This window comes from Actinacidiphila sp. bgisy145 (assembly GCF_057708125.1).
In genome coordinates this window covers 180,383-194,325 of record NZ_JBYIRL010000002.1, presented here as the reverse complement: position 1 = coordinate 194,325, position 13,943 = coordinate 180,383, and the positions used below count along the sequence as shown (strand labels likewise).

The following is a 13,943-nucleotide window of genomic DNA, read 5'->3' as shown; positions in this document are numbered from 1 at the left end:
GAGTGGACGGGACGAGGCGGGCCGGCTGGCCGGCAGGACGGACGGGTGGCTGGTCGGCGGACTGCGGTCGGCGGTGGGCGGTCGGTCGGAGCACGGGCGCCCCCACCGGCCGGCTACATCGGCGGGTCGACCCGGGCGAGGGCCCGCAGAGCTCCTGGCGACATCCGCGACAGCAACCGCGCCCCGCGTGCCTCCGGGGTGACCGGCACGACGGCGGTGTCCCGGAGCACCGCGCGCACCACGGCCCGAGCCACCTTCTCCGGCGGGTAGTTGCGCCGGGCGTACAGCTTGGCGCTCTTGGCCCGCCGCCGCTCCTGCTCCTCCTCGCTGACTCCTGTGTGCCGCGCGCTGCCGGTGATCGCGGTGTTGACCAGGCCGGGGCATATCGCGCTCACCCCGATGCCGTGCGGCGCCAGTTCGGCTCGCAGGCACTCGCTGAGCATCAGCACGGCCGCCTTCGAAGTGCTGTAGGCCGGCAACGCCTTGGACGGCTGGAAGGCCGCGGCCGAGGCGGTGTTGACGATGTGGCCGCCCTGGCCGCGCTCGGCCATCTGCCGGCCGAAGAGCCGGCAGCCATGGATCACCCCCCACAAGTTGACGTCCAGCACCTGCTGCCAGTCCGCCACTGTGGTGTCGAGGAACGGGCCGGCCAACCCGATGCCCGCGTTGTTCACCACAACGTCGGGCACCCCGCGCAGGTCGGCGGTGCGGGCCGCGAACTCCTCCATCGCCCCGGCGTCCGCGACGTCGACCACCTCCGGCCAGGCGTCGGCCGCGCCGGCCCGGCGGGCGTCCGCCGCGGTCGAGGCGGCGCCCTCCGCGTCCCGGTCCACCGCGACCACCCGTGCGCCGGCCTCGGCGAAGGCGAGTGCGGTCGCCCGGCCGATGCCGCTGGCCGCGCCGGTGACCACCACCAGCTGTCCGGCGAACCGCTCCCGCGCCGCCGCCAGCCCCCGGCCGAGCACCGTCCGCCGGGCGGGGTCCTGCTCCTCTTCCCCAGGGGCGGGGGCGCCCTCCGCCGCGGAGACGAAGTCCGTGATCCAGCGGCTGAGCTGGTCGGGGCGGGAACGCGGCACCCAGTGCTTCGCGGGCAGGGTCCGCCGGGTCAACCGGGGCGCCCAGCGGTCGAGGTCGTCGTAGAGCCGTTCGGAGAGGAAGGCGTCCTGGGTGGGGGTGATCAGCAGCACCGGCACATGGGCGATGGGGTCGGGACGCGGGTGGGCGAGCCGGCGCCGGACGTTGTCGCGGTAGAGCCAGGCTCCGTGTGCGGCGTCCTGCGGGAGGGAGCCGGTCGGATAGCCGTCGGACGGGACCTTCTCGGCCCGGGCGAGCAGCTTCGGCCACTGCTTGCCGAGCGGTCCCCGCCAGGCCAGTTCGGGAAGCACGGGGGTGTGCAGCGCGTACACGTACCACGACTTGGTGAGCTGGTTGAGGAGTTGGCCGGTGCGGCGGGGGGTGGGGCGGCGCAGCCTGCGTGCGATCCAGTGGCCGAAGTGGTCGAGGCTCGGGCCGGAGATCGAGGTGAACGAGGCGATCCGCCCCTCGGTGGCGGTGACAGTGGCGAACTCCCAGCCCTGCACGGAGCCCCAGTCGTGGCCGACCAGGTGCACCGGGCGGTCGGGGCTGACCGCGCCGGCGACCGCGAGGAAGTCCTCGGTCAGCTTCTCCAGGGTGAAGCCGCCCTTGAGCGGGTCCGGCGCGGACGAGCGGCCGTGGCCGCGTACGTCATAACTCACCACGTGGAAGTGGTCGGAGAGCCGCTCGGCGACAGCCGACCAGACCTCCTGGCTGTCCGGATAGCCGTGTACCAGGACGACCGTCGGCGGGCCGCCGGGCGGGGCCGCGGCGCCGTACTCGGTCACGCACAGGCGCACCCCGCCGGCGCCGGTCACGAAGCGGTCCCGCGCCGCTGCCGTCTCCCGCTCGGCACCGGCCCCTTCCACGCCCGCGCCCGTATCCGCACGCGCGCCCGTACCCGCGCCCGCGTCGTCCGTCCCGCCCTTGCCGTCCACGCCTTCTACGCCGTCCATGTCGTCACCGCCTCAGCACCGACCAACACTGTCAGTGATCAATGTGACATTGTCCGATGGCAGCGTCAAGACATCCGGTACCGCCCGACGGCGCTTTCACCCGATCGAGTGGCAACCCCTACGGGGGGGTCAACCGTGAGTCGTACGGCAAGCACCGCCCCGCGGGCGACGCGCGGCGGCCGCACCGCCCGCTACCGTCGGGGCCGTGAATGTGATCGCTACCGAGAGCCTGAGCAAGCGGTACCCGAGGGTGACCGCGCTCGACCGGCTGACCGTGGACATCACGCCCGGTGTGACCGGGCTGGTGGGCGCCAACGGAGCCGGCAAGTCGACCCTGATCAAGATCCTGCTCGGTCTCGCCCCGGCCACCGAGGGCCGGGCCACCGTGCTCGGTCGCGACGTGGCCTCGGACGGAGCGGAGATCCGTGCCCTGGTCGGCTACATGCCCGAGCACGACTGCCTCCCGCCGGACGTCTCGGCGACGGAGTTCGTGGTGCACATGGCCCGCATGTCCGGGCTGCCGCCCACCGCCGCCCGCGAGCGCACCGCCGACACGCTGCGCCACGTCGGCCTGTACGAGGAGCGCTACCGCCCGATGGGCGGCTACTCCACGGGCATGAAGCAGCGCGTCAAGCTCGCCCAGGCGCTGGTCCACGACCCGGAGCTGGTGCTGCTCGACGAGCCGACCAACGGCCTGGACCCGGTCGGCCGCGACGACATGCTCGGCCTGATCCGCCGCGTGCACACCGACTTCGGCATCTCGGTGCTGGTCACCTCGCACCTGCTCGGCGAACTGGAGCGCACCAGCGACCACATCGTCGTCATCGACGGCGGCAAGCTGCTGCGGGCCTCTTCCACCAGCGACTTCACCCAGACCACGGGCTCCCTCGCCGTCGAGGTCACCGACCGCGAGGACGACCTGTACGCGGCGCTGACCGCCGCCGGGCTGACCGCCCACGGCACCGGCCACCTGCTGATGGTCGACATCGCCGGCGACGAGACGTACGACACCGTTCGCGACGCGGTGGCCGAACTGGGCGTCGGCCTGGTGCGGATGGAGCAGCGCCGCCACCGGATCGCCGAGCTCTTCTCGGACGAGGACGCGAACGAGGACGCGGATGTGGAGACCGGCGCCGGCACTGGCACCGGCGCCCCCGTCCCCGCGGGCACAGGAAGGAGCACCCGGTGACCCAGCCCGACCTGACGCCCACGGACGTCATCCACGACATCGGCTACCGCCCGTACCACGGCCCCCGCCTCGGCCGCGCGTACGCCCGCAAGTCGCTCTACGTGCAGAGCCTGCGCGGCGCGTACGGACTCGGCCGCAGCGCCAAGTCCAAGGTGCTGCCGATGCTGCTGCTCGCTGTGATGTGCCTGCCGGCGCTGATCATCGTGGCGGTCACGGTCTTCACGGACCGCAACGACCTGCCGCTGCAGTACACCCGCTACGCGATCGTGCTCCAGGCGGTCATCACGCTCTTCGTCGCCTCCCAGGCGCCGCAGGCCGTCTCGCGCGACCTGCGCTTCAAGACCACCCCGCTGTACTTCTCGCGGCCGATCGAGGCGGTCGACTACGTGGCCGCGAAGTTCGCCGCGATGGCCTCCGCGCTGTTCCTGCTGACCGCGCTCCCCCTGCTGATCCTCTACATCGGCGCACTGCTGGCGAAGCTGAGCTTCGGCCACCAGACCGCCGGGTTTGCGAAGGGCCTGGTGTCCACAGCACTGCTGTCCCTCCTGTTCGCCGGCATCGGGCTGGTGATCGCGGCCGTCACCCCGCGCCGGGGCTTCGGCGTCGCCGCGGTGATCACCCTGTTCGTGATCAGCTACGGCGCCGTCTCCGCGGTGCAGGGCGTCGCGGACAACCAGGAGAAATGGCACGTCATCGGCTGGCTCGGGCTCTTCTCCCCGATCACCCTGATCGACGGCTTCCAGACCTGGTTCCTGGGCGCCGCCTCCTCCTTCCCCCACGCCTCGGGGCCGCCGAACGCGGCGGCCGGCATCGCGTACCTGCTGGTCGTCCTGGCGATCCTGGCGGGCAGCTTCGGGCTGCTGATCCGCCGCTACCGGAAGGCGGGCCTGTCGTGACCACCATCGGTATCAACGCGGTCTCCCGCTGGTTCGGGAACGTGGTGGCCGTCAACGACGTCACCATGTCCATCGGCCCGGGCGTCACCGGGCTGCTCGGCCCCAACGGCGCCGGCAAGTCCACCCTCATCAACATGATGGCCGGCTTCCTCGCACCCTCCGGCGGCAGCGTCACCCTCGACGGCACCGTCATCTGGCGCAACGAGCAGGCCTACCGCCAGATCGGCATCGTGCCCGAACGCGAGTCCATGTACGACTTCCTGACCGCGCGCGAGTTCGTCGTCGCCAACGCCGAACTGCACGGCCTCGCCGACCCCGGCGCCGCCGCCCAGCGCGCCCTGGCCACCGTGGAGATGGAGTACGCCCAGGACCGGCGGATCGAGACCTACAGCAAGGGCATGCGGCAGCGCGCCAAGATGGCGTCGGCGCTGGTGCACGACCCGTCGGTGCTGCTGCTCGACGAGCCGTTCAACGGCATGGACCCGCGCCAGCGGCTGCACCTGATGAACCTGCTGCGCGCCATGGGCGCGGACGGCCGGACCGTGCTGTTCTCCTCCCACATCCTGGAGGAGGTCGAACAGCTCGCCCACCACATCGAGGTCGTCGTCGCCGGGCGGCACGCCGCCTCGGGTGACTTCCGCAAGATCCGCCGGCTGATGACCGACCGCCCGCACCGCTACCTCGTGCGCTCCAGCGACGACCGCGCGCTCGCCTCGGCGCTCATCGCGCACGGCTCCACCGCGGGCATCGAACTGGACGCCACCGAGCGGGCGCTGCGCATCCAGGCGGTCGACTTCGCCGGCTTCACCGCGTATCTGCCGCGGATCGCCCGCGAGCACGGCATCCGCCTGTACGCGGTCTCGCCGTCCGACGAGTCGCTGGAAAGCGTGTTCTCCTACCTGGTCACGGCGTAAGGAACGACCGACATGTCCACCACCTCCACGCTTCCCGACGCGCCCGCCGCCAAGCCCGCGGCACCCCGTACCGGCGGCTTCTCCTGCTACCACCCCACCGTGGCCAGGCTCACCTACCGCGCGCTGCTCGGCCGGCGCCGTGCCCTGCTGCTCTTCTCGCTGCCCGTCCTGCTGCTGGCCATCGCCGCCTTCGTCCGCGCCCTGGTCGGCGCCGACGACGGCACCGCGAGCGACATGCTCCAGGGCTTCGCGCTCAGCTCGATGCTGCCGCTGCTGGGCGTCATCGCGGGCACCGGCGCGATCGCTCCGGAGATCGACGACGGCGCCATCGTCTACCTCCTCGCCAAGCCGATCAGGCGTTCCACGATCATCTGCACCAAGCTGCTGGTCGCCATCGGTGTCACCCTCGCCTTCTCCGCGGTCCCCACCCTGCTCGCGGGTTATCTGCTCAACGGCAACAGCGCGAACATCGCGGTCGCGTACGGCATCGCCACCGCCGTCGGGTCCGTCGCCTATGCCGCGGTCTTCCTGCTGCTCGGGGTGGTCACCCGGCACGCGGTCGTCGTCGGGCTCGTGTACGCGCTGGTGTGGGAGACGGTGATCGGCAACCTGGTGCCCGGCGCGCAGACGCTCAGCGTCCAGCAGTGGGCGCTCGCCGTCGGCGCCGAGGCCGCGCACGGCGGCCTCGTCACCTCGGCGGTGTCGCTGCCGACGGGCATCGTCCTGCTCGTCGCGGTCACCGTCCTGGGCACCTGGTACGCGGCGCGGCGGCTGAGCACCCTGAAGCCGGTCGGCGACGAGTAGGGCGGCGCGAACCGCCCGCCGAAACCGCGGCGCCCCGGCTGCCAGGAGGCGAGGACTCCAGGCGGCCGGGGCGTTCGCCTGCGGCACACAGCGAACGGTCCGAGACTGGAAGGGATGGTCCAGGACTCCTCTCCCCGCACGCCGCCGTCCCAGGGCGGTGTCCCCGGATCGGCCGCCCCGCGCCACCGGCCGGCCCCCGCCGACCTGCGGCGCGCCGCCGTCGCCTGGGTGCGCTCCACTCCTGGCACCCATATCTGGCTGCTGATCATCCTGGTCACCAGTACGGTCGCCGCGCTGCTGCCGGCCGATGTGCGCACCCACCTGTTGCACGAGGTCAGCACCAACCTGGTGGAGCTGCGCCTGCACCCGATCCGGGTGCTGGTCGCCAGCGCGCTGTGGATACAGGGGCCGTCCGGCCTCGCCTTGTACGTGGTGCTGTTCGAGGTGGTGCACGCCACCGCGGAGCGCTGGCTGGGCACCGCGCGCTGGCTCGCGACCGCCGTCTTCGCGCACGTGGGCGCCACACTGCTCAGCCAGAAGGCGGTCTTCCTCGACATCCGGGACAACCGCCTGCCGCACTCCCTGGCGTACACCGTGGACATCGGCGTCAGCTACGGCCTCGCGGGGGTCGCCGGGGTCCTCACCTACCGGCTGCCGCGCCGCCTGCGCTGGCCCTACGCGGTGGTGCTGGTCGGGCTGTTCGGCTACCGCCTGGTGGACAACGACACCTTCACCGACCTCGGCCACTTCACCGCGGTGCTGATCGGGCTGTGCTGCTACGCCCTGACGCCCTTGCCGCCGCCCCCGACCCCGGCTCCCCCTCCGGACCCGGACCAGGCCGCGGACCGCCGAGGGGTCAGGAAGCGGCCGCGCCCATGAGGCGCTCCAGCACCACAGCGATGCCGTCCTCGTCGTTGGACAGGGTGATCTCGTCGGCCACGGCCTTCAGGTCGGGGTGGGCGCCTGCCATCGCCACGCCGTGCCCGGCCCAGCGGAACATCGGCACGTCGTTCGGCATGTCCCCGAACGCGATGGTTCGGGCCGCGGCCGCGCCCAGCCGCCTGGCGGCCAGGGACAGCCCGGTCGCCTTGGTGAGGCCGAGCGGCAGCAGTTCCACGATGCGCCGGCCGGCCATGACGACGCCCACCAGGTCCCCGGCGACGGCCCTGGCCGCGTCGGCGAGCGCGTCGTCGTCCAGGTCGGGGTGCTGGATGTAGAGCTTGTTGATCGGCTCGGCCCACAGCTCGTCGCTCCCGGTCATGTGGATGACCGGCAGCTCGGGGTTGTAGACGTAGCCCTCGCCGACCAGCACCTCGCCCTCGAGGCCGTCCCGGCTGGCCGCCACGGCGAGGCGGCCGACCTCGGCCTCGATCTTGGCGAGCGCCACCGCGGCCAGCTTGCGGTCCAGCGTGACCGAGGTGAGCAGGCGGTCGCTGCCCGCGTCGTACACCTGGGCGCCCTGGCCGCACACGGCGAGCCCCTGGTAGCCGAGGTGGTCCAGGATGTGGCGGGTCCAGGGCACCGAGCGGCCGGTGACGATGATGTGCGCCGCGCCCGCTCCGGTCACGGCGGCGAGAGCGGCGCGGGTGCGCGGCGAGACGGTGCCGTCCTCGCGCAGCAGGGTGCCGTCGAGGTCGGTGGCGACCAGCCGGTACGGCAGCGGGCCGGTGGCGGGGACGTCGGCCGCGGCCGACCCGGGCGCGGTCACTTGGCGGCGGACTTCGCGACGGCCGCGGTGGGCTCCAGCACCTCGCGCCCGCCCAGGTACGGCCGCAGGACCTCGGGCACCCGGACCGAGCCGTCGGCCAGCTGGTGGTTCTCCAGCAGGGCGACGATGGTGCGGGTCACCGCGCACAGCGTGCCGTTGAGAGTGGCGAGCGGCCGGGTGCCGTCGCTGTCGCGCATCCGGATGCCGAGGCGGCGGGCCTGGAACTGCGTGGTGTTGGAGGTGGAGGTCAGCTCGCGGTACTTGCCCTGGGTGGGCACCCACGCCTCGCAGTCGAACTTGCGCGACGCGGAGGCCCCCAGGTCGCCCGAGGCCAGCTCGATCACCTGGAACGGCAGTTCCAGGGAGGACAGCCACTGCTTCTCCCACGCCAGCAGCCGCTGGTGCTCCGCCTCGGCCTCCTCCGGCGTGGTGTAGACGAACATCTCGACCTTGTCGAACTGGTGCACCCGGAAGATGCCGCGGGTGTCCTTGCCGTACGACCCGGCCTCCCGGCGGTAGCAGGCGGAGAAGCCCGCGTACCGCAGCGGCAGCCTGGACGCCTCGATGATCTCGTCCATGTGGTAGGCGGCGAGCGGGACCTCGGAGGTGCCGACGAGGTAGAGGTCGTCCTTCTCCAGGTAGTAGACGTCGTCCTCGACCTGGCCGAGGTAACCGGTGCCCGCCATAGCGGCGGGCCTTACCAGGTTCGGGGTGAGCACCGGGGTGAAGCCCGCCGCGGTGGCCTGCGCGATGGCCGCGTTGACCAGGGCCAGCTCCAGCAGGGCGCCGATGCCGGTGAGGTAGTAGAAGCGCGAGCCCGACACCTTGGCCCCGCGGTCGGTGTCGATCGCGCCGAGCAACTCGCCCAGTTCCAGGTGGTCCTTGGGGGTGAAGCCCTCGGCCGCGAAGTCGCGGGGGGTGCCGACGGTCTCGAGGACGACGAAGTCCTCCTCGCCGCCGATGGGGGCGTCGGGGTGCACCACGTTGCCCAGCCGCAGCAGAAGCTGCTGGGCCTGCTCGGCAGCCTCCTGCTGCTCGGCGTCCGCGGCCTTCACCGAGTCGGCCAGCTCCTTGGTGCGCCTCAGCAGTTCGGCGCGCTCCTCGCCCTGCGCCTTGGAGACCAGGCGCCCCAGCTGCTTCTGCTCGGCGCGCAGCTCGTCGAAGCGGGTACTGGAGGACCTGCGCCGCTCGTCGGCGGAGAGCAGCGCGTCGACGAGCGCGACGTCCTCTCCACGGGCGCGCTGCGAGGCGCGCACTCGGTCGGGGTCCTCACGAAGCAGGCGAAGGTCAATCACGGTCCACAGGCTACCCGGCGTCAGTCGGCTCAGGCGACAACTTAAAGGCGGCAATGTGTGCAATGTCCGATTCGCTGGAAAAGCGAAAGAAGGTAGCTAAGGTGGCGATAAAGCCATGCGTCAACGCAATTCCGGCGGTCGCCCGGTGGGGTCGGTCGGCCTGTGGAGAAACGGAGTTGATCCACTGCGGAGGTCGCTTCCGGAGGGGGCGCGGGCCCCTCTGCGGCTGAGTTATCCACAGGCGGTGGGGAAATCTCGGCCCGTTGTCCACAGGGTGTGGGAGAGATCTGTGGAGAAGTGGAGAGATCATTTCCCGGGGTCGGAGTTCGGCTATGGATTCCCCGCGCAAACCCGTTCCACACTCACTTTCGGGTGAGATCTGTTCCCCCGGGAGGATGGCGAGGGGGATTTGGGGTGACGCGGGGTGATGTGTCGCACTCCGGGGCGAGCTGGCGGCTGTGTACCAATTTGTCGACTTGGCCGCTTTTCGCTGTCGACTTGTCCCCAGTTACCCACAGGCTGCGCGCCGGCCCTGTGGATAACTCTGTGGACAACTCGCAAGATGGCTGGTGGGCAAAGCCAAGGCAAACGCCAGAGGGCGCGGGGTGGTGGTCACGCCGTGTCACACTGCGGCCCTTGGTCGCGGCCCGTCTCTGCCCGGGAAGACCTCAGGCGCGGCCGTCGAGCGCCCGGTTGAGCCAGTCCGCCGCCGCGGTGAACTCCTCGTCGCTCGCACCGCGGCGCACCACGGGCGCGATCTCGTCCGCACGCGGGTACGACCCGAGCAGCCGCACCTTCAGGCAGCGCCGGTGCAGCCCGAGCAGCGTCTCGCTCACCCGCCGGTCGGTCAGGTGGCCCTCCGCGTCCACGGAGAAGCAGTACTGCCCCAGCCCCTGGCCGGTCGGCCGGGACTCGATCCGCATCAGGTTCACCCCGCGGATCGCGAACTCCTGGAGCAGGTCGAGCAGCGCGCCCGGGTGGTCGTCGCGCAGCCAGAACACCGCCGACGTCTTGTCCGCCCCGGTGGGTGCCGCCATCCGCGCCGGCCGGCCCACCAACACGAAGCGGGTGGTGGCGTTCGAGGCGTCGTGGATCTCGGTGGCCAGCGGTTCGAGCCCGTAGGTCGGAGCGGCGAACTCGCCGGCGAAGGCGCCGTCGTAGCGCGACTCCTGGACCAGCCGGGCGCCGTCCGCGTTCGAGGCGGCCGACTCCCAGACCGCGTCCGGCAGGTGCTTCGTCAGCCACTGCCGGACCTGCACCTGGGCGGCGGGGTGGCCGGTCACGGTCTTCACGTCCGACAGCTTCGTGCCCGGCCGGACCAGCAGCGCGAACGCGATCGGCAGCAGCACCTCGCGGTAGATCATCAGCGGGGTGCCGAACGCCAGCTCGTCGAGGGTCGTGGTGATGCCGCCCTCCACCGAGTTCTCGATCGGCACCAGCGCGCCGCCCGCCTCGCCGTTGCGCACCGCGTCCAGCGCCGCTGCCACGGACACCATCGGGACCAGCTCGCGGGTGGCGGACTCGGGCAGCGTGCGCAGCGCGGCCTCGGTGAAGGTGCCCTCAGGCCCCAGATACGTGTAACGGCTCGCCGACGACATGAGTTCAGCCTAATGGCCCACGCGGCCGCACCCGCCCGTCCCGTACGGTTGTTCCCAGGACGTCGCACGGACGTACGAGACACGCGGGAGCCCAGCGCCGGGCGCCCGCGCGCCAGCCCTCCCGCCGTGCGGGCTCGACGCTCAGCCCTCCAGCAGGCGCTGGCCCACGTACTCCCCTTTCCCCGCCCCGCCCGGCACCGCGAACAGCCCGCTCGCCTCGTGGCGCAGGAAGCGGGACAGCCCGTCGGCGCCGTCGAGCTTGCGCTGGACCGGCACGAAGCCCGTCATCGGGTCGGCCTGCCAGGCGACGAACAGCAGCCCCGCGTCCGGGGTGCCGTCCGCACCGAACCCGTCGTGGTAGGAGAAGGCACGGCGCAGCATGGCCGCACCGCTGTTGGAGGCGGGCGCGGCCAGCCGGATGTGGGCGTCACCGGCGATCGCGAGCGACCGGTCGGCGTTGATCTTGTCGAGCTGGACGGGGGTGGTCTCCACGCCGCCGGACAGGGGAGCGCCGTCGGACTTGCGGCGCCCCACCACCCGCTCCTGCTCGGCCACCGACAAGTGGTCCCAGGTGTCCAGCAGCATCCTGATCCGGCGGACGACCGCGTACGAGCCGCCCGCCATCCAGTCGGGAGAGCCGGTCGCCGGTACGAAGATCCGCTTGTCGAAGTCCGCGTCGGTCGGCTTGGGGTTGTTCGTGCCGTCGATCTGCCCCATGAGGTTGCGCGCGGTGCGGGGCCGGTCGGTGGCGCCGGGGGTGCGGTTGAAGCCGTTCATCTGCCAGCGCACGGTCGCGGTCCCGGCGGCGGCCTTCTGGAGCACGCGCAGGGCGTGGAAGGCGACCAGCGCGTCGTCGGCGCCGATCTGCACCCACAGGTCGCCGTTGCTGAGCTTGGGGTCGAGCCGGTCCGCGGGGAAGTCCGGCAGCGGCGCCAGGGCGGTCGGCAGCTTGGACGTCAGCCCGGTCCGCGTGAAGAAGCTGCGTCCGAAACCGAAGGTGACGGTCAGGGAGGAGGGGCCCGCGTCGTCGGCCACCTGGTCGTCGTACGCCGCCGGCGTGGTGGGGCGGCCGGCCGCGGTCATGTCCCGTGCCGCGTTCGACCAGCGGCGCAGCAGGGCGGCCGCCGCCTTGCGGTCCGCGCCCGCCTTGAGGTCGAAGGCGACCAGGTGGCCGCACGCCTGCGCGGGGTCGGCGATCCCGGCCTGGTGCACGCCCTCGAACGGGACGTGCGCGGAGCCGACGGTCGTCAGGGCGGTCGGCTCGTCACGGGTGCCGGTGGCCACCGCGGCGCCCGCGCCGCCGCCGACCACCAGCCCGGCCGCTCCCGCCGCGCCGGCGGTGCCCAGCAGCCGTCGGCGGCTGACCCCGGGCCGGGCCGCCGCTTCGGCGGCTTCGGGGCCGGCCCCGCCCGCGCCTGAGACCTGACCGGAGGTTTTCCCGGCGGAGCGTCCCGCCGTCCTGTCCGTGGCACTCACGAAGTGACCTTCACCTTCTTCGTCTCCGTCACCTCGTCGATGTCCGAAGTGCGGACCGTGACCGACATCTGCCAGGTGCCCGGGAGCGGCAGTTGGGCCGCGCTCGCCGTCCAACTGCCGGTGCCGGTGTGTTTGAGCGTGATCGGGATGGGACCGAGGTTCTGCGCGGGCAGCGTGAAGGCCAACCGCACCTCGGGCACGTCGACCGGGGTCCCGGCGGTGTTCTTGAGGACGAGCCGCACCTGGTTCGGGGTGGCGGCGCGTCCCGGCGTCACCGTGACCGCCGCGGTGCCCTTCCCCTTCGGGCCACCGGTGTCATAGGGCACGGTGACCGCGATCGGCGCCTGGTCCGAGGAGGTGGTGCCCGTGCCGGAGGACGCGGACGGCGCCGGGGCCAGGGCCTTCTGCTCCTCCGCGGCCCGCCCCGGCTGCGAGCCGGACAGGACCGTGGTCACACCGAGCAGTACCACCGCGACCGCCGCCTCGGCCAGCACCGAACGTCGCAGCGCCCCCCGGAAAGGGTCCGCGGCCAGCACCTTGCGGGCCCGCGCCGCGCTGCGGGCGGCCTGCTGGCGCCGCAGTTGCTGGGCCCGGGCGCTGTCCGCGCCACCCGCACCGCCGCTGCCGGAGGCCGCGACCGCCGGTTTCGTACGGTCGGCGGCCGCCGCCGGGACCGAGGCGGGCGCCGCCGTCGCGGCAGCGGCCGTGGCTGTGGCCGTGGTCGCGACTGCGGCCGTGGCGGTGGCCGGGGTCCGGCCGAGCCGCGCGGTCCAGCGGCGGGAGAACCAGGCGACGGCCACCAGCGCGCAGACCAGCCCGATCTTGATCAGCAGCAGCCGCCCGTAGGAGGTGTCGGTGAAGGCCCGCCAGCTGCCCATCTGGCGCCACGCCTGGTAGACACCGGTGCCGACGAGCAGGGTGACCGCGATGAGCCCGAGCAGCGAGAAGCGGCGCACCGCGTACGGCTCGATCGGGCGGCCCGCGAGCGAGGGCGCCCACAGCGCGGTCAGCAGCGTGATCAGCCCGCCCAGCCAGACCGCCATGGACAGCAGGTGCACCACGTCGACCGGCATCGCGACCTGGTGCTGGATGCCCACCGAGGCGTGCTCGGCCATCGCCCAGGTCGCCGCGATGCCGACGGCGATCACCGTGCCGCCGATGCCCAGCCCCCAGGCGAGGTCCGCCCGTTCCTCCGGGTCCTCCCGCCGGGCGTAGGAGCCGAACAGCACCGCGAGGAACACCGCGGCCGCCGCGAGCAGCAGCAGCCGGGACAGCAGCGCGGCCCCCGGCCTGGTCTGGAGCTGGTCCCGCATCACCCCGAGGTCGAGCGCCTGCCCGAGCCCCTTGCCGTTGACGTAGGGCCCGCGCAGCAGCAGCAAGGCGATCGTGGAGGCGGCCATCGCCACCCAGCCGGTCGCCGCGATCCGCTGGAGCGGCCGCAGCAGCGCACCGCGCGGCCAGCACACCGACAGGAACACCGAGGCGCCGACGAGCAGCGCGAAGCCGGCGTAGGCGACGTAGCGGCCGACACCGTAGAGCGTGCCGGCCGCACCGCCGCCGCGCGCCGCGACGCCCGACAGGTCGACGTCGGTCCGGGAGGGCGCGCCGATCGAGAAGGTGAAGGCGCCGGAGACGGGGTGGCTGTCCTGGGAGATCGCCCGCCAGGCGACGGTGTAGGTGCCGTCGCCCAGGCCCGACTTGAGGGCGACGGTCGAGGTCGCCCCCGAGTTCTTGCCCTGCGCGTGCCCCGGGGTGCCGGCGGCGACATCGGTGCCGTGCGGGTCGAGCACCCGCAGCGAGTCGTCGGACAGCAGCACGCCCTCGGAGAAGGTGAGCACCACCCGCTGCGGCGCGGTCTTGACCACCGACCCGTCGGCTGGGTCGGTCCCGATCAGTGCCGCGTGCGCCGAGGCGGGCACGGCGGTGCCGAGCAGCAGCCCGACCAGCGCCCCGAGCCCGACGAGCAGCGCCGCCGCGCGCCGCGGCCACGACCGCCGGGCGCCGGGCGGTCCTGCGTACGACCGTGTGTCCAT

11 protein-coding genes are annotated in these 13,943 nt (G+C 72.8%); 5 read left to right on the top strand and 6 right to left on the bottom strand.

Annotated features, from left to right (window positions below; genetic code table 11):
- Positions 1–113 precede the first annotated feature (113 nt).
- The gene (locus tag AC3ERT_RS02610; protein ID WP_435172438.1) at positions 114–2,030 is read right to left on the bottom strand and encodes an SDR family oxidoreductase; all 1,917 of its coding nucleotides are present in this window, start codon (positions 2,028–2,030) and stop codon (positions 114–116) included.
- A 211-nt stretch (positions 2,031–2,241) separates the two neighbouring features.
- On the opposite strand from AC3ERT_RS02610, the gene AC3ERT_RS02605 reads away from it, so the two are divergent.
- From AC3ERT_RS02605 to AC3ERT_RS02585, 5 genes are all read left to right on the top strand, one after another.
- Positions 2,242–3,219 carry an ABC transporter ATP-binding protein gene (locus tag AC3ERT_RS02605; RefSeq protein ID WP_335972216.1) on the top strand — a complete coding sequence of 326 codons (978 nt, stop codon included), beginning with the start codon at positions 2,242–2,244 and terminating at the stop codon, positions 3,217–3,219.
- Positions 3,216–4,115, top strand: coding sequence for an ABC transporter permease (locus AC3ERT_RS02600; RefSeq protein ID WP_335971669.1), 900 nt, complete (start codon positions 3,216–3,218; stop codon positions 4,113–4,115). The genes AC3ERT_RS02605 and AC3ERT_RS02600 overlap by 4 nt, the downstream gene beginning before the upstream one ends.
- Entirely contained in the window at positions 4,112–5,029 is a 918-nt protein-coding gene (locus tag AC3ERT_RS02595; protein ID WP_335971667.1) for an ABC transporter ATP-binding protein, read from the top strand. The genes AC3ERT_RS02600 and AC3ERT_RS02595 overlap by 4 nt, the downstream gene beginning before the upstream one ends.
- Before the next feature lie 12 nt (positions 5,030–5,041).
- Positions 5,042–5,833: an ABC transporter permease subunit gene (locus tag AC3ERT_RS02590; protein ID WP_435127499.1), complete on the top strand. Its 792-nt coding sequence runs from the start codon at positions 5,042–5,044 to the stop codon at positions 5,831–5,833.
- A 114-nt stretch (positions 5,834–5,947) separates the two neighbouring features.
- The gene (locus AC3ERT_RS02585) at positions 5,948–6,712 is read left to right on the top strand and encodes a rhomboid-like protein (protein WP_435127501.1); all 765 of its coding nucleotides are present in this window, start codon (positions 5,948–5,950) and stop codon (positions 6,710–6,712) included.
- Here AC3ERT_RS02585 and AC3ERT_RS02580 read toward each other — a convergent pair.
- The 5 genes from AC3ERT_RS02580 to AC3ERT_RS02560 all read right to left on the bottom strand — a co-directional run bounded on the left by AC3ERT_RS02580 (position 6,690) and on the right by AC3ERT_RS02560 (position 13,943).
- Positions 6,690–7,541: an HAD family hydrolase gene (locus AC3ERT_RS02580; protein ID WP_435127503.1), complete on the bottom strand. Its 852-nt coding sequence runs from the start codon at positions 7,539–7,541 to the stop codon at positions 6,690–6,692. The two genes, AC3ERT_RS02585 and AC3ERT_RS02580, sit on opposite strands and share 23 nt — an antisense overlap.
- Positions 7,538–8,836: a serine--tRNA ligase gene (gene serS / locus AC3ERT_RS02575; protein ID WP_335971659.1), complete on the bottom strand. Its 1,299-nt coding sequence runs from the start codon at positions 8,834–8,836 to the stop codon at positions 7,538–7,540. The genes AC3ERT_RS02580 and serS overlap by 4 nt, the downstream gene beginning before the upstream one ends.
- A 668-nt stretch (positions 8,837–9,504) precedes the next feature.
- On the bottom strand, positions 9,505–10,434 hold the full coding sequence (gene pheA / locus AC3ERT_RS02570; RefSeq protein WP_435127505.1) for a prephenate dehydratase: 930 nt from the start codon (positions 10,432–10,434) through the stop codon (positions 9,505–9,507).
- Between the two features lie 141 nt (positions 10,435–10,575).
- The gene (efeB, locus tag AC3ERT_RS02565; RefSeq protein ID WP_435172437.1) at positions 10,576–11,910 is read right to left on the bottom strand and encodes an iron uptake transporter deferrochelatase/peroxidase subunit; all 1,335 of its coding nucleotides are present in this window, start codon (positions 11,908–11,910) and stop codon (positions 10,576–10,578) included.
- Positions 11,907–13,943 carry a copper resistance protein CopC gene (locus AC3ERT_RS02560; protein WP_435172435.1) on the bottom strand — a complete coding sequence of 679 codons (2,037 nt, stop codon included), beginning with the start codon at positions 13,941–13,943 and terminating at the stop codon, positions 11,907–11,909. Before AC3ERT_RS02560 ends, efeB begins: the two co-directional genes overlap by 4 nt.